The sequence below is a fragment of the Phyllobacterium sp. LjRoot231 genome, assembly GCF_964253365.1.
In the GTDB taxonomy this organism is placed as follows: Bacteria; Pseudomonadota; Alphaproteobacteria; order Rhizobiales; family Rhizobiaceae; genus Phyllobacterium.
Genome location: NZ_CAXUQT020000001.1, coordinates 4,353,469 through 4,372,341, shown reverse-complemented (window position 1 = coordinate 4,372,341; position 18,873 = coordinate 4,353,469). Strand labels below are relative to the sequence as shown.

The following is an 18,873-nucleotide window of genomic DNA, read 5'->3' as shown; positions in this document are numbered from 1 at the left end:
TTTCTTGCACTTTGCGGTAAAGTGATTGATATGTGAAATGCGAAGATTCGGAGGATTGATGTGTTATGAACATCAATTGTGAGATACTTGACCTGCGAGCCTTTTTGGGTGTCGTGGAACTGGTGAGTTTTCATCGGGCTGCCGAGGCGCTTAATCTCTCTCAGCCCGCGCTCAGTCGGCGCATCCAGAAGCTGGAAATGGCGATCGGCGCTCCGTTGCTGGAGCGGACGACACGGCAGGTCTCTTTGACAGCTTTGGGGACGGAATTACTCCCACTCGTTCGCCGCATGTTGGAAGAATTCGACGGTTCGCTGTTTGCGGTCCGCGATGTCGGCGTCAATCGGGGCGGTCTGGTCACGATTGCCTGCCTTCCCACCGCTGCGTTTTACTTCCTGCCGACGGTCATCCGGCAGTTCAATGAAGAACATCCCAATATCCGTTTCCGTATCCTTGATTTACCAGCGACCGACGGCCTGCAGGCCGTTGCGCGGGGTGAGGTGGAGTTCGGCATCAACATCATGGGTACGTCCGATCCGGATTTGACGTTCGAGCGTCTTGTCGAAGATCCATTCGTTCTCGCGGCGCGGAAAGATCATCCGCTTGCGGAGAAAGCGGAAGTGGGGTGGGCTGACCTGGAACCTTACCATTTGATCACGGTTCACCGGTCAAGTGCGAACCGCACACTTCTCGATGCGGCTTTGGCGAAGTCCAGCATCAAGCTTCGATGGTTCTATGAAGTAACGCACCTTTCGACGTCACTTGGTCTTGTCGAAGCCGGGCTTGGCATATCTGTGCTGCCGCAGATGGCAACGCCCCAAGGGGAACATCCTTTTCTCATTAGCCGCCCGATACGCAATCCGGCAATTTCAAGAACAATAGGCGTGGTGAGGCGTCGCGGAGGGACCTTGTCGCCGGCTGCAGAGCGATTCCTCAATATGCTAATTGGTACCTGGTCCGAAAGGTAAGTTCGAGTCTGGCAAGGTATGTGTGAATTGGCATCGAATGCTGACCCTCGAGCCGACTGCCATTTTGGTATGTCGGAAGCAAATGTAGACATTCTACAATTGGTTCAGTACCGCCATCGGGTAGAGGTCGTACCCGTATTGCTTGGCACTTCCTTTTTTCGTGGACCGCTCGGACGGGACAGTTCGAGGCCTGCAGTGCCCTGGCGGGGCCAATGTGTGTAAAGCCAGCGCTACATTGGACTTCCGCAGTATGTGACGGCTGGCAAGCCGTTACAAACTGCGGAAGCGGTGTGCCTCCAAGATCTACCTTCTTGCATGATCCATTCCCGTTATATGCTCCCAAAATCGCATAACATCTCTTCGGGAATCGCTCTCAGACAAGCCCATTGGGTGGGCCTGCGGATCGAATCCGATCAAGGCGGCACTTGAAGCCAGATCTCCAATGAGCGGCGGTCCGGTACACTGATTATCTGGATTTGGTGGGTGAGCTAGATTACGGATATGCACCATCTACTCGTCATGGCGGCCATAGCGGCCACTGAACCAACGCCATCAAATGACCGAGATGGGCCCGGTAGCCGACCGTTCGGTTCTTGGCCGAGAGACTAAGTAAGCGGCCGGTCCGCTGACTAGACCGGTTCAGACTTCGCGGCGATCACAGCCGTTGCTCGAAAGCTGACGCTCCGTCAGCGGCACGGTGGGCATCGACCGCTATCGTTCGCGCCATACCGGTCTTTTTGCAACCCAGCTAACAGTTCGTCTGTTGCGGACTGAGCGCGGTTGCGACGCTCTATTGCCGAAGCACCCTCCAATCCGAGAAGGACTCGCAGTATATCAGCGCCGACGAGCCGGCTGACGAAAGTCGCACTCAACTTCCGGCGATCCGCCCCGGGAACGCTCCCGGTTTCATCTTTATGGAATAGTATCCTTTCGACTGAGTCTTCGTGCGACCCAATGAACGCATTATACGCCGTCTGGGCAAGATGAGGGAACCGGGAACTCTCTGCCATGACCACGCGGAACAGTGCGGCGGTTTCGTCATTCGCAAGTTTTTCCTGCAACATCTCTCCCATCAGCACCAGCACGACGTTGAGCGGCTTCCCCGCCAGCGCCGCCATATCAGCTCGTTTGCTTTTATCCCAATGGTCACAGGTATTCGAGATCACCGCCCGAAAGAGATCGTCCTTGCCCTCGGAGTGGCGGTAAAGGGTCATGATGGACACTCCGGCGGCGGCGGCAATCGTGTCCATGTTCGTGCCTTCATAGCCAAGGCGAAGGAACGTGTTCCGTGCGGCCTCTAGGATCGCTGCGCTCTTGCGCGTCATGGCCTTTGCCTTCGGGTGCTCGTCCGACCAATTCTTCATATTCCTGTTGATTCCATCGTAATGACGATAGGGTGAGAACGATATGAACCCCGCCAGGTCGCCTGCCACGCTCTACCCTGATTGCCACCTTTGCATGGCTGAAAACCGGTCCAGTTCTTGTCGTGAGCCGACGAACAACGTGAATATAAAGCTCGACGCTCAGCCATTGTTTACCAGCATCTGGATTGCAAGGTGAATTCTTGCTGCCTCATCTTCAGATATCTCGACCAGATTGAGCAGGTCGGTAAGAATGAGTCCGATCATGGCAAAGAAGCTGAGGCGTTCATATTGGATCGTGGGAGACTGTGCATCGAATCGCCCTAGCAAAGACGCTCCAAACGCCCGCAATTGCTCTGATCCAGGACCATTGCCGGCGCTTAGAATCAAAGATGCAAAGTGCTTGGGTCCCTTTTGCCAATCGTCCCAGATTTCGGCGATCATGGCGGAAGAGAATCTGTCGGTTGCGGGTCGCAGTTTCGAAAGCCTCTGCTCGATACGGGCAATGAAGCGACTCTCGATGCCTCGCTCCAGATCATTCTTGGTTCGAAAATGGTACAGTAAACCGCCTTTGGTGATCTTGGCTTGCGCGGCGACAGCATTCAAGGTCAAGCCGGTTATTCCATGCGCAAGCAGGACCTCTTCGGTAGCATCAAGAATCTGATCTACTGTCGCTGCACTGCGTCTGGTCGAATTGGTCAGCAAGGGAGTGCCTCCGATTACCGCGAAGTCGCATTGTGTCCGAAACATCAAGCGGTAGCTTTACGAATGGTTCGCATCACCATTTCGTAGTGCGTGTTCACATAGGTTTTCAGTTCGGGCAGCGTCGAATCTCCGCCCAGGAGCATGTCGATTGCGTAGGTTAGCGCCGGACTGATCAATATTTGACTGATATGGTCGTCGGCCCAAATTTCAAATACGCCCTCACGAACGCCCTTCTGAAGAATGCGATCAAACATCGTCAGGAGCGGTTTGACGAACTGGTCGAAATGCGTCGATACGAGTTTTGGAAAACTCCGGCCATCGGCAATGAGGAAACGAAGAATTTCGCGCGAGTGCGGATTGACGGTCATGTGCTCGTAGAGCGTATCAAGGAACAGTCGAACAAGTTCATCACATGACCGGTGTTGATGCTGCTCCAGGAATTGTTTCTCGTCGAAGATCGGCTGCGAAAGCTTGCCTACGACGTCCTGGAACAGTTCTTCCTTGTTCTGAAAGTAGAGATAAATCGTTCCTTTGGTTACGCCCGCACGGGCGGCCACATCTTCGATGCGCGTCGCCGTATAGCCGCGCTCAACGAATTCCTCGAACGCAGCCTGAAGGATTTCTTGTGGGCGTTGTGCTTTGCGGCGAGCTCGCGGCCCGAGTTCGGTTTCCACTAAAGGCCTCCGTGCAATCTTGTTTCCAGCCATTTTCCTATCCCTGTGTGCGCATCATATCCGCATTTTATATATTGACTGAAAAGTTAGTCAATAATATATGGCGTTCGTGTTTTTGTGGGATCTAAAGTCATGCAGTGCGAACCAAATGTCATCCAAGCGCCCGTCGAGCGGTTCAGTGGGTGCAGTGAAGGGAGCCGGGGGTTCCTGGCGCGAATGAGCCTTCTCGCGCTTCTGCTGGTCGCCGGTTGCCAGCCCGATAAGGCGGCCGCGCCTCGACCGCCGACACCGGTGGAGGCGGTCAAGGTCGTCTTCTCGGACTATTTGCAGACCGTATCCGTGTCAGGGGAGATACGTGCCAGGGTAGATAGCGATCTTTCATTCAGAGTGAGTGGCAAGGTGGTTGAGCGGCTGGTTGATGTCGGTGACCATGTTGCCGCCGGGGAAGTTCTGGCGCGAATCGATCCCAAACAGCAGCAGGCCGACCTTGCCGCGGCCGAAGCGTCCGTGCGTTCTGCCGAAGCGCAGCTTCGCCAAACGACAGCTGCGTTCAACCGGCAAAAGGCGCTACTTGCGCAGGGCTTTACAACGCGTAGCGCGTACGACGGCGCTGAGGAGGCGGAGCGTACCGCGCAGGGGTCGCTCGACGCAGCAAGAGCCCAGCTTGATGCGGCCCGCGATACACTTTCCTATTCCGAGCTTAGAGCCGACGCCCCAGGCATTGTCACCGCCCGCAACATCGAGGTCGGGCAGGTGACCCAGATTGCTTCAGCCGCCTTTACCGTTGCGCTGGATGGACCGCGGGACGCAGTTTTCAATGTTTATGAAGGGTTGGTGACAACCAGACTGGATGATCGCCGAGTCCAGCTTGCCTTGCTTGACGCCCCTTTAATCACCAGCGAGGGGGTGATTAGAGAGGTTGCCCCTACCGTAGACGATGCTTCCGGCACCGTGCGGGTGAAAGTTACTGTCCAAAACCCGCGTCCGGAACTGGCGCTGGGTTCGGTCGTCGTGGGGACCGCCAAGCTCCCTGCGGTCAACGCGGCTATCCTTCCCTCCTCGGTGTTGACTTCCGACAACGGCAAGCCTGCGGTTTGGGTAATCGATCCGCAGACCCATGCAGTCAGCCTGCGTGCGGTCAATGTGGCAGCATACGAGTCGATGAGCGTCGTGATCAGGGGTGGTCTAAGAGCCGGTGAACAAGCTGTAAGCTCCGGCGGTGCCCGCCTGCGGCCTTCGCAGGTTGTTGCGGTCAAGAGCGAGGTTCAATCATGAAGCGTATTCTCGTCTATAGCGCGAGCGTTGGTCTTGCGGCCTGTGTCCTCGCCGCATGCCAGCAAGAACAGGATGCCGTGGAGCCTGAGATCGTGCGCCCTGTCCTGTCTACGGTCGTGAAGATTCAGCCGGTGCAGATTCGGGGGTTTGCCGGGAAGGTTGAACCTCGTTATGAAACCCAGCTCGGCTTTCGTACGCTGGGCCGTATCGTCCGCCGCGATGTTTCGGTTGGCGATCAGGTCATCAATGGCCAGGAATTGGCAGCAATCGATCCGCTTGCACTTGAGCTGGCGGTACAGGCGTCAGAGGCGAGCTTGTCGTCAGCGAGGGCACAACTTGCCAATGCGGCGACAACCGAAGAACGCCAACGGACGCTTCTCAGCCAGAGTTCGGCAACCGAGGCGACTTTCGACCAGGCACAGCAGGCCCACGAAGCTGCCGTCGCTGCTGTTGTCCAGGCCGAAGCAAACCTGACGAAGGCGAAGGAAGATCTTGGCTACGCCATCTTGCGCTCCGATTTTGACGGCGTCGTCACGTCCCTCCAGGCCGAGGTCGGCCAGACCGTGACAGCGGGCCAGCTGGTCGCCGTTGTCGCCCGGCCCGACGTCCGTGAAGCAGTCGTTGACATTCCGGAATCCGTTGCGGGAACGGTCAAGGTCGGCAGCAAGTTTCAGGTAACCCTGCAGATCGATCCAACAATCCGCACGACGGGCACTGTGCGCCAGATCGCGCCGCAGGCAGACGAGGCAACCCGTACGCGCCGCACCCGCATTACACTCGAACAACCGCCGGAAGGATTCAGGTTGGGCACAACGATCACCGCCTATCTTGCAACCGCGGCAGATCAGAGAATGCATGTTCCGGCCACAGCAATTCTGGACAGGGATGGCAAGACATTCGTCTGGCTCATCGACGGAAAGCTCGGGACAGTCTCGACCAAAGAGGTCACGCTGGAAAGCCGCACGGACGCAGAGGCGATTGTCGCCGTGGGGCTTTTCGACGGCGACAGTATCGCGACCGCCGGCGTTCACAGCCTGAGCGAAGGTCAGAAGATCAAGATGACAGACGGGAAGTCACTATGAAGAAGTTCAATCTTTCCGAGTGGGCGCTCGAACACCGCTCTCTCGTCTGGTATTTCATGATCATCTTCACGGTTGCCGGGATTTTCTCGTACATCAATCTCGGGCGGGAGGAAGATCCCAACTTCACCATCAAAACCATGGTGATCTCGGCGCAATGGCCGGGAGCGTCGATCGAAGACACGACGACCCAGGTCACCGAACGCATCGAGAAGAAGCTTGAGGAACTCGATACCCTCGACTACACGCGCAGTGTCAGTTCGCCCGGCACGACAACGATTTTCGTCAACCTGAAGGATACAGTGCGCGGGGAGGCCGTGACGCAGACCTGGGTCCGCGTCCGCAACATGATCAGGGATATTTCATCGGACCTCCCGCAGGGAGTCGTTGGTCCCTTTTTCAATGACCAGTTCGGCGATGTTTTCGGAAATGTCTATGGGTTCACTGCCGACGGGCTAAGCCGGCGGCAACTGCGCGATTATGTCGAAGACGTGCGCCGGAAAATCCTGACCGTACCCGATGTCGGCAAGGTCGAACTCGTCGGGGCACAGGACGAGGTCATTTATCTCGAGTTTTCGACCAAGCAGGTCGCCGCACTCGGGATCGACCAGCAGGCCATCATCAGCACGCTGCAGGCACAAAATGCGATCACCCCGTCCGGCGTCGTGGAGACGGGCCCGGAGCGGGTAATGATACGTGTCAATGGCCAGTTCACCTCGGAAAAGAGCCTTGAGGCGATCAATCTGCGGGTCAACGATCGTTTCTTTCGGCTGAGCGATGTCGCCAAAGTCACCCGCGGTTATGTTGATCCGCCGACGAGCCTGTTTCGCGTCAATGGCAAAGAGGCCATTGGCCTTGCAATCGGCATGAAACAAAACGGTAACCTCCTCGAATTTGGCGAACATCTCAAGGCGCAGATGAAACAGATTACCGCTGACCTTCCGGCCGGCGTTGGGGTCCATCTGGTTTCCGATCAGCCACAGATCGTGGAAGAGGCAGTCTCCGGTTTCACACGGGCGCTCTTTGAAGCCGTGGCCATCGTGCTCGCCGTCAGCTTTGTTAGTCTTGGCATGCGTGCGGGCCTTGTCGTCGCACTGGCTATTCCGCTTGTTCTCGCCATCACGTTCATGGTGATGGAATATATGGGAATCTCGCTTCAGCGGATCTCTCTTGGCGCACTGATCATCGCCCTTGGTCTACTCGTCGATGATGCGATGATTGCCGTTGAGATGATGGTTGCGCGACTGGAGGCGGGAGACTCTTTGCGTAAAGCCGCCACCTATGTCTATACATCCACCGCCTTTCCCATGCTGACGGGAACGCTCGTGACGGTTTCGGGCTTTATTCCTGTCGGCCTCAACAGCAGTTCTGCCGGGGAGTTTACCTACACGCTGTTCGTGGTTATCGCCGTCTCCCTCGTTGTATCATGGGTTGTAGCCGTGATCTTTACGCCGTTGCTCGGGGTAACGTTGCTTCCCAAAACGATGAAGAACAAGCATGCCAATCCGGGTTGGTTTGCCCGGTTGTTCCAACGCATGCTTTTGCTTTGCATGCGTTTTCGTTGGGCGACAATTGCCGTGACAGTCGCCATTTTTGTCGCCTCCCTCTATGGCCTGGGCCATGTCCAACAGCAGTTTTTTCCCAACTCCGATCGCCATGAACTGATCGTTGACTGGAACCTGCCGCAGAACGCCTCGATCGTTGAAACCAAGGCGCAAATGGACAAATTCGAGGCGGAACAATTGACGGGAAATCCCGAAATCGAGCACTGGAGCTCTTATGTCGGGCAGGGCGCTATCCGTTTCGTACTGTCCTTTGACGTTCAACCCGCCAATCCGTTCTTTGGTCAAACGATCATCGTGACGAAGAGTCTGGAGGCGCGTGACCGGTTGCGGGAACAATTCCAGCAATGGTTAAAGGATCAGTTTCCCGGGACCGATGCGTTCGTACATCTTCTCGACATCGGTCCGCCGGTCGGACGGCCCGTCCAGTACCGTGTCAATGGTCCCGACTTTCAGCAAGTGCGCGATTATTCTCAACAGATGGCGAACCTCGTTGCCGAAACCCCGTCGGTCGGAGAAATCACCTTCGACTGGAACGAACCTGCACGGGTCATCAAAGTCGATGTGTTGCAAGACAAGGCAAGACAGCTTGGCATTTCGTCCGAAACCATTGCGTCAGCATTGAATGCGGTCGTTGGAGGTACGACGGTCACCCAGGTCAGGGATTCCATCTATCTTGTGGACGTCGTAGCGCGGGCCCGTGCCGATGAACGCGGATCGATTGATCAACTCCGCAATATCGAATTGCAGGCAAGCAATGGGCAATCTGTGCCGGCTGCGGCTGTTGCCAACTTCCACTATGAGCTGGAGCAGCCCGTCGTCTGGCGTCGTGCCCGCCAGCCCACCATAACGGTGAAGGCAAATGTCCTCGGAACGCTTCAGCCCGCAACGGTTGTTTCGCAATTGGCCCCCAAGGTGAAGGAATTCGCCGAAAAGCTTCCGGCCGGCTATGGCGTTGCTGTCGGCGGTGCTGTCGAAGAGAGCAGCAAGGCGCAGGCACCGATTGCCGCAGTCGCCCCCTTGATGTTGTTTGCCATGATCACTCTTTTGATGATCCAGTTGCAAAGCTTCCAGCGGCTCTTCCTTGTCTTCGCGGTTGCGCCACTCGCGGTTATCGGTGTGGTCGCAGCATTGCTGCCAAGCGGTGCACCGCTTGGGTTCGTCGCCCTCCTTGGCGTTCTTGCGCTGATCGGCATCCTGATCCGAAATTCGGTCATTCTCGTTGTTCAGATCGAAGATTTGCGACAGGAGGGCAAGGACCCTTGGAACGCCGTTGTCGAGGCAACCGAACACCGCATGCGTCCCATCATGCTGACGGCCGCCGCCGCCAGCCTTGCACTCATTCCGATCGCCCGTGAAATCTTCTGGGGGCCGATGGCATACGCGATGATGGGCGGCATCATCGTCGGAACGGTTTTGACGCTGCTGTTCCTGCCGGCGCTTTACATCGCCTGGTTCCGGATCAAGGCGCCAGGAACAGATTCGAACGCCAGCCATTCGGAGATGACAGCTGACAGCGTGGTCGCGAGCGAGAGCCTATGAAGGCGAGCAAACTGGCGACAGGTTCGAAATGCCTAGCAATGGCGTTGTCTCTCTTGCTCTCGGCCTGTGCGACGCATCCAGGAAACGTGCTTGCGCCGGTCGCGGAGACCGCGCCAGGCGCAAGCAAGGTGGACATGTTGGTCGCGACCACACGTGAGCCGGTGAGCGATCCCGGCATGCTTTTTTCCGGCGAACGAGCAACGGCGATTTCAATGACCAACATCGTGGTCTCGGTACCGCCGGACAAGACCCGGAAAATTGGCGAGGTTCAGTGGCCCTCCCGACTGCCAGGCGATCCCGTCAAGGATTTTGTCACGCTCAAGACGGAAGAGCTTGCCTCCGAAAACCGGGTTCTAACCTGGCTGAAACGCAACCGGGGTCCAAAGAAGCGGGTGCTCATTTACGTGCACGGCTTCAACAATACCTATTCCGATGCGGTCTATCGTTTCGCGCAGATCGCGCACGACGCCCGGACGAGTGCCGCGCCAGTCCTGTTCACCTGGCCGTCGCGGGGCAGCGTTTTCGACTATGTCTACGACAAGGAGAGTACAAACTTCTCCCGTTTTGCCCTTGAAGAGCTGCTTCGCCAGGCGATACGCAGTCCCGACGTCGGTGAAGTGACGATACTGGCCCATTCGATGGGAAGCTGGCTCACCGTGGAGGCACTGCGTGGCGTCGCCATGCGGGACAAGGGCATATCGCCAAAAATCAAGAATGTAGTACTGGCCTCGCCAGACATCGATGTCGATGTGTTCCGGCGGCAGCTCATCGAAATGGGACCCAAACGGCCACAATTCACGATCTTTGCCTCCCGGGGCGATCGGGCGCTCGCCGTATCCAAATGGGTTTCGGGAGATGTTGACCGTGTCGGCGCTGCAGATCTACGGCCCTACGCGCCCGAACTGAAGCAGCTTGGGATCACAATTATCGACACGACGGATATCAAGGCAGCTGATCCGCTCGCGCACAACACCTTTGCCGACAACCCGGAAATGGTGCAGCTTCTCGGCCAGAGATTATCCGGGCAATCGCTCGATACAGGCGACGTCTCGCTTGCCGATCGGGTCGGGGTAACAGCGCTTGGGACGATGCGGGTTGTGGGTTCAACTGCGGGTGCGGCGGTGACGGCGCCCGTCGCCATCGTCAGTCCTGCCGCCCGCCGGCAGCTCTCCCGGCAATTCCAACAGGTTGGCACTTCGTTTTCCCAGACTGTCAACGGGCAGATTGCATATTAGGTTTTTGAGAAATCTGCCACGCATGATCACGGGAGTTCCACGCAAGCATTTGTCCCGCAGTGGGCAATGGCTTGGCACGCTTAGCTGGCTCTTATTCCGACCTCCATATTGTCACGCAGATTACCGGAGCCAAGGATGGCTTGTTTGATCGTGTCCAGAATGGCGATCGCCGCGATACCTATGTGACGGATGATGGCTGGTTGCCCCTCATCGAAACGCGCGGACCCGACTTGCCTCGCTGGGTCGCGCGGAGATCATTGCACCACTTAACGTTTAATACGCTGTCCTTGCAGACCGATCCGTCAGGCGCAAGCCGACGAGGAGCTTGGCCAGCACGCTCGCTTTGCACCAATAACTTTAGCAGTTGCACTGGGCACCCCTGTCGGCGAGCTCGAGCGTCTCCAATGCCTGCCTGATGTCATCTCTGGTGTCCTCCGGCAACGGCAAAACCGGGCGCGGCGGCTGGACGTGCGCCAGACCCAGGAGGTCGGCAATCACGAACATGACGCGGAAGCTGCCGTACCGCTTGAACAAGGCCCAGAGCGGTTCGAAAGCGTGGTTCAACCGAGCGGTCTCCCCAGCGTTGCCGGACTGCGCTGCCCGCGTGAGGGTAAGCGCCGGGGCCGCCAGCAGACCTGCCGAAACGCTGTACCAGGTGTCACATCCGGCGAGCAAAGCATCGGCCGCACCCCAATCACCGCTGTAGCCGATTGTGAACGTGCCAGGGGTCATCTGCCGCAGGCGTGCCAGTTCCCCCGCGTAATCGTCATCTGCCGCCAAAGGCATTTTCACGGCGACGATGTTAGATACCGCTGACAGCCGGGCGATCAATGCATCGCTGAATGTGAAACGCGTGGTGCCTGGATTGTTGTATATGCACAAAGGCAGGTCCCCCGCCTCTGCCACGGCGACGAAATGCTGGAAGACTTCGTCCTCTTTCAGGGGAACGTAGGACATGGGCGCCAGGAGCAGGCCGTCAGCGCCTGCGGATTTGGCATCGCGCGCCAAGGCTTGAGCTTCGTCGGTACGCAATGCTCCCACGCCCACGATGAGAGGCGTTTTGCCGCCGTTGCATTCCACGGCAGCCTGGACGGCACGCTTGCGTTGCTCCCTTGTGAGATAAGCATAACCGCCTGTGCTGCCGAGAAGGCCGATGGAATCTGCTCCCGCCTGATGGATGCGCTCGAGAAAACGAGCCAGCGCCTCGGTGTCAATATGTCCTTCTGGATCGGTTGGAGTGAGGGGGAACGCCGACAGGCCATGAAACAAGGGCATCATCTATCCTTTCGAAACTAAATACCTGAGAGCAACATGCGCAGCCCAGCGAACGCGAAGAACATCGCCAGCAGACTTTCGATCCAGCGGCGGCAGCGGCGATACAGAGCCACCATTGGAGGTGTGGAGAAGACAATGGCGTAGCCGCAGAAGATCGTGACGCTCAGGACGGCGCAGCCACCCAATATCGTCGTGGTGCTCTCCCATGTCGAATTCGGACCGATGCCAAGCGTGACCAGCGCGATCCAGGCCAGCACGGATTTTGGGTTCGCCAAGTGCATCAAGAGGCCCCTTCGATAGAGCGCACCCCGGGAAAGAGCGACGTCGTCACCCGACGCGCGCTGCCAGCTTCTCGTTCGACGTGAGGGCTGCCCGTCCCGCCCTGAAGGCGAGGAATAGCAGGTAGAGGCCCCCGAAAACTTGAAGAACGAGCAGTGCCTGGGCGTACCTGGCCAATAAGGCGGAGATGCCTGTCGAGGCCATCAGGCCCCAGAAGATCGAGCCGCTGACGACGCCCGAGGCGAGCACCAGCGCAGCACCTCTGCCGCGAGCCATCGCCACGCCCATGATACGCATATTGCTCGGACCGGGGCTTCCCGCGGCGATGACATATGCTGTGTAGACAATGAGCAACTGATGGGGATCGACATTCATTCGCTTACTCTTGAAATCTCAACTCAGATCGATGGGTTCAATCACTCGACCGGGCACGTCATTTGGCGATGGCGATAGTTTGGCTTACGATCGTGCAGCCCGGCATCAACGCGTTCAGCCCTTCGGCCAATGCATCCGTCGCCTCCGCCAGCGCTTCGTCCGGCATGGTTTCCAACGCCTCCAATATGAACCACATCCGGCCTTTTGCGGTCTCCAGACGGGTTCGAGTTCCCTGTCGCCAGTTCCAGCGTCTGCAGGTGACGCCAATGTCGTCGCGCCAGATGACCTCTCCCACTACGGGAGGATCGTTGACTTCCTCCCCATTGATTACAGTGTCGAACGTCTCCGTTCCGTCCGCGATCGTCAGGAAAGGTCTTCCGGCATAGGAGTCGTAATTCTCTCCACCCACCGGGATCGCGTATTTCAGGGAGATGGCGTTGTAGAGGTCGACGACAGGGTTGATCGTCGGAATGGTGTAGTCCTTCAGAACCCGCTTTCTGAGGGCCTGGGCTGAACACGGCGTGCGGTTCGGCTTCGCGCCAAAGCGGACATAGGCGTCGGACCAACTCGCCAGATGCGTTTCCGCCCAGGCCGGGCAACCGGCCAACACGCAATCGCAGGCTTCCGTAAGCAATCGAGGATCGAAACGTCCTTCTCCGGCTGAAGCCGCATCGACGTGAACGCTCACCGCTCTAAATCCCGGTGCAATATTCTGTATTCGACCGTCGATGAGGGGATTTTCAAACATCCAGGCAAACTCCATCAATTCAAGCAAAAGCAATCCATGAGCGGTGCGACCAGTGACGATCGCTTCCTTGACTGCAAGCCACTATTGCAGTTCACTGGCACAAACTAAACGGCCACTTTTGGAGATTTTCATTGGTCCAGCACAAGGAGGGTTCTCGCAAGACCGGAGCGACGCGTCGAATCTACAATTCCCTGCTCAAGCAGATCGAGGCCGGAGTGTACGCGGTCGGTGACGCTCTACCTTCAAGCCGGGCACTTGCGGAAGAACTGGGTGTTTCGAGGACGACGGTGACCGCCGCTTTTGATCAGCTCATTTCTGAGGGTTACGTCCGTGTACGGCAGGGTCGAAAGGCGTCGGTTGCCTCCGCAGGGCGGTTGAGCCACGTCAACCAGCACGATCGTCCGACGATCGCCGCTCGCCAACTTTCAGCCTATGCAACTCGTGCGATGGCCCTGCCGTCGAACAGCACCGCCGGGAGGCAGCCGCTCAAGTTCGATTTCCGCTACGGAGATGTCGCAGCGGCGGACTTTCCAAAGGCCTCCTGGCGAAAAGCGCTGAACACCGCCTTCCTCATGCATCGCGACAGATTGGGATACGATGATCCGGCAGGAAGCCGATCCTTGCGGGAGACCTTGCAGGGCTACGTCTGGCGCTCAAGGGGCATCAGTTGCGATCTCGACCAGATCATGGTCGTGAACGGATCGCAACAGGCGCTGGACCTCTGCGCGCGGGTCCTCGTCAATCCCGGCGACAGGGTCGCGGTCGAAGATCCGTGCTATGTCATGGCAAAGAACGTCATGCTCGCGGTCGGAGCAAACAGCGTTGCTGTGCCCTGCGACGCTCATGGCATGGACACCACGAAGCTTCCGGAGGCTGGCGACATCGCGGTGGCGTACGTCACTCCGAGCCACCAGTTCCCCCTGGGAGGGGTGTTGCCTGCTGCGCGTCGCCAGGCATTGATGGAGTGGGCCGCGTTGGCAAATGCCTATGTCATCGAGGATGACTACGACAGCGAGTATCGGTACGACGTTGGCCCCATACCGCCTCTCTATCTGTCTGGACAAAGCCGCGTCATCTATGTCGGAACGGTCTCGAAGACCTTAGCACCGACGCTGAGGCTTGGATACATCGTGCTCCCGCATCCCCTTGTCGATGCCTTCATCGCCTGCAAGCGGATTGCCGACCGGCACACGTCCACGTTCGAACAAGAAGCGCTCGCTGCGCTGATTGAGACAGGCGCCTATGAGCGGCATGTCCGCAGGATGAGGAGACTGAATGCAGAGAGACGCGCTGTATTTCTCGCCTCAATGATCCGCGCTTTTGCCGACGATATCGAGATCGTCGGCACGACTGCGGGACTTCACGTCGTCGTGTGGTTCAACACGATCTGCTCCAGGGAAGAGGAGCGCTTTGCCGAAGCCGCTCGAAACCATGACATCGGAATCTATCCTGTCACACGCCTGTTCTCATCTCCGACTGATGAGCGAGCCGGATATATCTTCGGCTATGCGTCCATGTCTGTCGATCAACTCGCCAAAGGCGTGGAAGAGTTACATCGCGCCTATCTCGACCTCGGCGGCAACGTAACACACCAAGCGGGACCGGCCACAACGGGAAGTTTTCGATGACCAGATAGTTTCATTTCGATTGCGAAATGCCGGGCATCCACTGTTTCTGTGACATGCGAGAGATGGTAGCCTGACATTATGGGTAACGCCGGTGAAAGGAAGGCCGCGGATCAGACGGCCTTCAGATAGTCGACCCAGCGTGGATCCTGCATGACCGAGCGGGCGCGCATGTGCTTCCAGGCGCCGTATTTGTAGAAATCGAAATCGAGCGCCGAAACGACGTTCTGGACCATGGCCCATGTAGACCATTTCATGTCGGCGAGCGCCCGATGTACCGTGAGACGGGCCTTCATCTGCGGATCGAAGCGGCCGAAATATTCCTCGATGACTTCGGCTTCCACGGCGTCCGGGAAAAACATCTCGCCGCACCAGATACCAATATCGTAGCAGCGGTCGTTATTGGACGCATATTCGTAGTCGATCAGCATCAGCGATTTATCGTCGGCGATCATGAAATTGCCGGGCATCGGATCGTTGAAACAGGCGACGAGATCGATGCCGGAGGCCTCCAGCGCCGCCCGCGCCAGCCGGTACTGCTTGTATAACCAGGCGAAGTCTGCCGGAAAGGCGCCATTGAGCTCGCGCACCTGCTCGATATGTTCGTCGATCATGTCGAAGACGGTCTTGGTCAACGGCAGTTTTCCTGAACCGTTGAAGGTACGGTACAGTCCGACTGCAGCCTTGCGCACGGCAGGGTCATGGAAATCGCGGTTGGTGCAGGCGCGGCGGCCTTCGATGTAGTCTGCGATCTCGACGCCCTTGTCCGCCAGATATTCATAGATCTTCGGCCCGATGCCGAGATCCTGCGCCCGGCGGCTCGCATCGAGTGCTGCATTTCGATCGATAAACATTTCGGTACCACGGCCGGGAACTTTGACGAAAAAGCGACCTGGCTCGCCCGTGACACGAATGCGCCAGTTGGAATTGCTGATACCGCCATGCACCGGACCATAATGGAGTTCGCGTCCTGACCATGGTTCGATCGCGCGCAGCACGGCTTCGATCTCCGCTTCCGCCTCGTTTGCCGCTTCTCCCAATCGTTTTTCCATGGTCAGACCCTTAGAGTGTGCGAAGCATGTATTCGAAATGCGGATTGCGAAGCGCCATCCGGCAGCGCAGCAGACGCCATTGCGCATATTTCAGGAATTCGACACCGCCGCGCGGCGAAACCTTGTTCATCAGTGCGCCCCACATGCCCCAAAGCAGATCGTCGGCTATGCCATAAAGGCGGCAGCGATTCAGGGATGTCTGACGGAATTGTCCCTCGAAGATTTCGAGCGCCGGCTGCATTTCACTGTCGAACTGGAAAGCCTCGTTGAGCAGAATGCCGATGTCGTAGAAGGGATCGACGTTGCGGGCCTCGTCGAAATCGATCAGTTGCACGGCGCCATCCGGCCCGATCATGATGTTGGAGGCAAGACCGTCTGCATGGGCTGTTTTTTCATCGAAGCCGGCGGCGGCGATCGCCGCTTCAATATCGCCGACGCAATCGCGCATCCACCAGCCGTCTGCGGCGACCTCCGCGATGGCGGCGTGCGCGAGCGCTTTCTCGACAATACGGATACGATCGAACACCGTTGATGTTTCGCAGAGCGGCTTGCTGCCGTGGAAGGTTTTCTTGGCAGCAATGACGCTTTCCAGAACATCTCGTTTAAGCAGATCATCCATCCTGGCGGTGCGCCAGATATCCGGAAGTCGGTTGAAAACGACAGCGGACATCTCCGTGTTGTGCCAAAGGGGTGCCGGCGTCAGGCCTAGGGTTGAAGCCTGACGCGCGGCGGTAACGGACCTGTCCAGGTCAATGAAATCCGACTGGTCCGCGTGGAGAATCTTAAGGAAATAGGAAGCGGGCGCATCGCCTTTGGCGACAAACCAATTCTGGCTGTCAACGGCGCGATGTGCCGGCGAGGCGACGCCGGAAATGCCCGGTTCATAACGCATATCGGCGTTTGCCCAGTCGGGAACGGTCCGGATAGCAGCTTCCGCCTCTACCTCATCCACCGTCGATGCTTGCCCGAGTGCCTTCATAGTCCCAATCCTTCAATCCGTGGCTTTCAGGATGTTGCCGTTGATGCAGAATTTCCACAGCATGGCGCTGAGGATTTCCGTGCCCAGCAACCGGTCTTCCGGCGTGGTGAATTCTCTCGGGTGATGGATGATGCCGCCGACGCTCGGTACGGCGATGACAACGGCCGGGGAAACAGCCGTCATGCTGATCGCGTCATGTCCGCCGATGGTGTCGAGCAGCAGGGTTTCGAGGCCAAAGCCGCTCGCAGTTTCCTGGGCAAGCGCCACCAGACCTTCATGCATGTTTCCGGCGCGGCGGCGATCGATCGAGCGCACCTCGAGTTCCACGTCCGACTTTTTGGCGCAAAGGTCTGCCTTCTCGTTGAGCTGCGCTTCCGCCCAAGCGAGCACATCGGGCTTTGCGGAGCGCAATTCGATGAACATCACCGCTTCGCCCGGTACGACATTCGGCGAGTTCGGGTAAACTTCCAGACGGCCGCAGGAGGTGTGCAGGTCGAGCCCGGCCTGATCGGCAAAGCTCTTCAGTTCAGCAATCAGATAAGCTGCCGCCAGAAGCGCGTCATGCCGTTCGGCCATAGGCGTTGGACCGGTATGCGCTTGACGGCCGATAAAGGCGAGGCGGTATTTGACATTGCCCCAAAAGCGGTTGAAGACGGCAAAGCGCATGCCTTTCTTTTCCAGCTCGGCGGAGCCCTCGATGTGCAGTTCGATCAACGCATCGGGAACGACAGGACCGAATGTGCCGGCGTAGCCGATATCGTCCAGAGCCTCCTTGACCGAAATGCCCTCACCATCCTTGCGGGCGAGTGCGAAATCGAGCGTCAGCTCGCCGGCGTTGACGCCGCTGCCGAGAAGGCTTGGCTGGAAGCGGGCACCTTCCTCGTTGGTCCAGTTGACGATGATGAAATTCACCTTCGGAGTGATCCCCGTCGAGGCGACGTGCCTGCGAATGGAGTCAATGGCGGCGCAAGCTGCGATCACGCCATAGGCGCCATCGAAACAGCCCCCGTTCGGCTGGCTGTCGAGATGGGATCCGCTCATGATGTAGGGCGCATCCGGTCCGGCCCAGTCCAGGTAGCCGTACATGTTGCCCATCGGGTCTGTCTCAAGGCGCAGACCAGAGTTCGTCAGCCAGTTCGCCAGCCAGTCGCGGGCAGCCTTGTCTTCCTGCGACAGGGTCAGCCGTGTCATGGCGCCGCCCGGTCCGCCACCGAAGACGGACACGTCCTCCATCATCCGATGCAGGGTTTCGGCATCTACCTGCGGCAGCGATGCCGGGTCATCGCGTATTTCAAGCATAAATCACCTTCACTTGCGCCTCTTCAAGCTTTTCAAGGAAATCTGCTCGCGGAGGCGCATCGGTGATGAGCAGATCAACGTCACGGAAATTGTAGGTGCAGAAATTGCCCTGGCGGCCGAACTTGCTGCTGTCGGCCAGCATCACGATCTGTTTGGCATGGCGGCGCAGCGCCCGGCGCACCAGCGCCTCCTCTTCGCCAAGATCCATGAAACCGAGATTGACATCGACCGTCACTGCACTGACGAAGGCGATATCGAACAGATGTTCGCGGATCACATTGATGGTATCGGGGCCAAGAAAAGCCCGGTAGCTGTGCCGCAGAACGCCGCCAACGGCGACTACGTTGCTGGATTCCGCCGCTGACAGGGTTTGTATGATGTCCAGAGAGTTGGTGTAGATCTTGATCGCAGGCCGATCGACCAGATAGCGCGACAGGGCAAGCATCGTCGTGCCGGTATCGACGAAGATCTTAGTGTGGTCGCGCAGGTGTTTCGCGGCCAATGTCGCGATCTTTGCCTTTTCACGGGCGTTGACGCGCATACGCTGAGAGATCGGCTGGTCGGCGTCTCGCCTTGGCGTCACGCCGCCGCCGTAGATGCAGCGTAGGTGCCCTTCCATCTCGAGCTGCTTGAGGTCGCGGCGCACGGTTTCCGGGCTGACGGAAAACACCGCCGCCAGCTCCTTGACCGTAACCCGGCCATGCTTTGCCAGATCTTCGAGGATGTGTTGCAGACGTGCCTGAGGATGATCGGTCATCGCGGTTTTCCCGGTCACACGTCCATCGGCCAGGCGATTGATGCAGCGTTCCGCTCTGTGGCACTCACGTCTATCATCGCTCTTAT

General features: G+C 57.9%; 15 protein-coding genes and 1 pseudogene. 6 read left to right on the top strand and 10 right to left on the bottom strand.

Annotated elements, in window-relative coordinates; genetic code table 11:
• Nucleotides 1-65 precede the first annotated feature (65 nt).
• A complete protein-coding gene (locus ACSQ3H_RS21840) occupies nt 66-965 on the top strand; it encodes a LysR family transcriptional regulator (RefSeq protein WP_436118975.1) in 900 nt (299 codons plus the stop codon).
• A gap of 686 nt (nt 966-1,651) precedes the next feature.
• Here ACSQ3H_RS21840 and ACSQ3H_RS21835 read toward each other — a convergent pair.
• The 3 genes from ACSQ3H_RS21835 to ACSQ3H_RS21825 form a co-directional block, all read right to left on the bottom strand.
• The gene (locus ACSQ3H_RS21835) at nt 1,652-2,329 is read right to left on the bottom strand and encodes a TetR/AcrR family transcriptional regulator (RefSeq protein ID WP_436118974.1); all 678 of its coding nucleotides are present in this window, start codon (nt 2,327-2,329) and stop codon (nt 1,652-1,654) included.
• A 159-nt stretch (nt 2,330-2,488) separates the two neighbouring features.
• Complete coding sequence (locus tag ACSQ3H_RS21830) at nt 2,489-3,031, bottom strand: TetR/AcrR family transcriptional regulator (RefSeq protein ID WP_436118973.1); 543 nt, start codon at nt 3,029-3,031, stop codon at nt 2,489-2,491.
• 44 nt (nt 3,032-3,075) lie between these two features.
• Nucleotides 3,076-3,738, bottom strand: coding sequence for a TetR/AcrR family transcriptional regulator (locus tag ACSQ3H_RS21825; RefSeq protein WP_436118972.1), 663 nt, complete (start codon nt 3,736-3,738; stop codon nt 3,076-3,078).
• A gap of 183 nt (nt 3,739-3,921) precedes the next feature.
• On the opposite strand from ACSQ3H_RS21825, the gene ACSQ3H_RS21820 reads away from it, so the two are divergent.
• Genes ACSQ3H_RS21820 through ACSQ3H_RS21805 form a run of 4 tightly spaced genes read left to right on the top strand, consistent with a single transcriptional unit; the run spans nt 3,922 to nt 10,398 of the window.
• Nucleotides 3,922-4,980, top strand: a complete 1,059-nt coding sequence (locus ACSQ3H_RS21820) for an efflux RND transporter periplasmic adaptor subunit (RefSeq protein ID WP_436118971.1) — start codon at nt 3,922-3,924, stop codon at nt 4,978-4,980.
• Complete coding sequence (locus ACSQ3H_RS21815; RefSeq protein WP_436118970.1) at nt 4,977-6,062, top strand: efflux RND transporter periplasmic adaptor subunit; 1,086 nt, start codon at nt 4,977-4,979, stop codon at nt 6,060-6,062. The genes ACSQ3H_RS21820 and ACSQ3H_RS21815 overlap by 4 nt, the downstream gene beginning before the upstream one ends.
• Nucleotides 6,059-9,163: an efflux RND transporter permease subunit gene (locus ACSQ3H_RS21810; protein ID WP_436118969.1), complete on the top strand. Its 3,105-nt coding sequence runs from the start codon at nt 6,059-6,061 to the stop codon at nt 9,161-9,163. Before ACSQ3H_RS21815 ends, ACSQ3H_RS21810 begins: the two co-directional genes overlap by 4 nt.
• Entirely contained in the window at nt 9,160-10,398 is a 1,239-nt protein-coding gene (locus ACSQ3H_RS21805; RefSeq protein WP_436118968.1) for an alpha/beta hydrolase, read from the top strand. Before ACSQ3H_RS21810 ends, ACSQ3H_RS21805 begins: the two co-directional genes overlap by 4 nt.
• A 357-nt stretch (nt 10,399-10,755) precedes the next feature.
• On the opposite strand, the gene ACSQ3H_RS21800 is transcribed toward ACSQ3H_RS21805, so the two are convergent.
• The 3 genes and pseudogenes from ACSQ3H_RS21800 to ACSQ3H_RS21790 form a co-directional block, all read right to left on the bottom strand.
• Complete coding sequence (locus tag ACSQ3H_RS21800; RefSeq protein WP_436119530.1) at nt 10,756-11,673, bottom strand: dihydrodipicolinate synthase family protein; 918 nt, start codon at nt 11,671-11,673, stop codon at nt 10,756-10,758.
• A gap of 17 nt (nt 11,674-11,690) precedes the next feature.
• Nucleotides 11,691-12,327, bottom strand: a pseudogene (locus ACSQ3H_RS21795) (LysE family translocator).
• Nucleotides 12,328-12,385: 58 nt separating this feature from the next.
• Complete coding sequence (locus tag ACSQ3H_RS21790) at nt 12,386-13,075, bottom strand: B3/B4 domain-containing protein (RefSeq protein WP_436118967.1); 690 nt, start codon at nt 13,073-13,075, stop codon at nt 12,386-12,388.
• Nucleotides 13,076-13,206: 131 nt separating this feature from the next.
• On the opposite strand from ACSQ3H_RS21790, the gene ACSQ3H_RS21785 reads away from it, so the two are divergent.
• Nucleotides 13,207-14,703 carry a PLP-dependent aminotransferase family protein gene (locus ACSQ3H_RS21785; protein ID WP_436118966.1) on the top strand — a complete coding sequence of 499 codons (1,497 nt, stop codon included), beginning with the start codon at nt 13,207-13,209 and terminating at the stop codon, nt 14,701-14,703.
• A gap of 110 nt (nt 14,704-14,813) precedes the next feature.
• On the opposite strand, the gene ACSQ3H_RS21780 is transcribed toward ACSQ3H_RS21785, so the two are convergent.
• Genes ACSQ3H_RS21780 through ACSQ3H_RS21765 form a run of 4 tightly spaced genes read right to left on the bottom strand, consistent with a single transcriptional unit; the run spans nt 14,814 to nt 18,787 of the window.
• On the bottom strand, nt 14,814-15,752 hold the full coding sequence (locus ACSQ3H_RS21780) for a phosphotransferase (RefSeq protein ID WP_436118965.1): 939 nt from the start codon (nt 15,750-15,752) through the stop codon (nt 14,814-14,816).
• A gap of 10 nt (nt 15,753-15,762) precedes the next feature.
• Nucleotides 15,763-16,731 (bottom strand): phosphotransferase family protein, encoded by a 969-nt coding sequence (locus ACSQ3H_RS21775; RefSeq protein WP_436118964.1) that lies wholly within the window; start codon nt 16,729-16,731, stop codon nt 15,763-15,765.
• Nucleotides 16,732-16,743: 12 nt separating this feature from the next.
• Nucleotides 16,744-18,030, bottom strand: a complete 1,287-nt coding sequence (locus ACSQ3H_RS21770; RefSeq protein WP_436118963.1) for a Zn-dependent hydrolase — start codon at nt 18,028-18,030, stop codon at nt 16,744-16,746.
• The gene (locus tag ACSQ3H_RS21765; RefSeq protein ID WP_436118962.1) at nt 18,023-18,787 is read right to left on the bottom strand and encodes a DeoR/GlpR family DNA-binding transcription regulator; all 765 of its coding nucleotides are present in this window, start codon (nt 18,785-18,787) and stop codon (nt 18,023-18,025) included. The genes ACSQ3H_RS21770 and ACSQ3H_RS21765 overlap by 8 nt, the downstream gene beginning before the upstream one ends.
• Nucleotides 18,788-18,873: the final 86 nt, after the last annotated feature.

Bases quoted from the DNA above. Each gene is read 5' to 3' on its own strand.
- ACSQ3H_RS21840 (WP_436118975.1), top strand. From the start codon at position 66: ATGAACATCAATTGTGAGATACTTGACCTGCGAGCCTTTTTGGGTGTC.
- ACSQ3H_RS21835 (WP_436118974.1), bottom strand. From the start codon at position 2,329: ATGAAGAATTGGTCGGACGAGCACCCGAAGGCAAAGGCCATGACGCGC.
- ACSQ3H_RS21825 (WP_436118972.1), bottom strand. From the start codon at position 3,738: ATGGCTGGAAACAAGATTGCACGGAGGCCTTTAGTGGAAACCGAACTC.
- ACSQ3H_RS21820 (WP_436118971.1), top strand. From the start codon at position 3,922: ATGAGCCTTCTCGCGCTTCTGCTGGTCGCCGGTTGCCAGCCCGATAAG.
- ACSQ3H_RS21815 (WP_436118970.1), top strand. From the start codon at position 4,977: ATGAAGCGTATTCTCGTCTATAGCGCGAGCGTTGGTCTTGCGGCCTGT.
- ACSQ3H_RS21810 (WP_436118969.1), top strand. From the start codon at position 6,059: ATGAAGAAGTTCAATCTTTCCGAGTGGGCGCTCGAACACCGCTCTCTC.
- ACSQ3H_RS21805 (WP_436118968.1), top strand. From the start codon at position 9,160: ATGAAGGCGAGCAAACTGGCGACAGGTTCGAAATGCCTAGCAATGGCG.
- ACSQ3H_RS21800 (WP_436119530.1), bottom strand. From the start codon at position 11,673: ATGCCCTTGTTTCATGGCCTGTCGGCGTTCCCCCTCACTCCAACCGAT.
- ACSQ3H_RS21790 (WP_436118967.1), bottom strand. From the start codon at position 13,075: ATGTTTGAAAATCCCCTCATCGACGGTCGAATACAGAATATTGCACCG.
- ACSQ3H_RS21780 (WP_436118965.1), bottom strand. From the start codon at position 15,752: ATGGAAAAACGATTGGGAGAAGCGGCAAACGAGGCGGAAGCGGAGATC.
- ACSQ3H_RS21775 (WP_436118964.1), bottom strand. From the start codon at position 16,731: ATGAAGGCACTCGGGCAAGCATCGACGGTGGATGAGGTAGAGGCGGAA.
- ACSQ3H_RS21770 (WP_436118963.1), bottom strand. From the start codon at position 18,030: ATGCTTGAAATACGCGATGACCCGGCATCGCTGCCGCAGGTAGATGCC.
- ACSQ3H_RS21765 (WP_436118962.1), bottom strand. From the start codon at position 18,787: ATGACCGATCATCCTCAGGCACGTCTGCAACACATCCTCGAAGATCTG.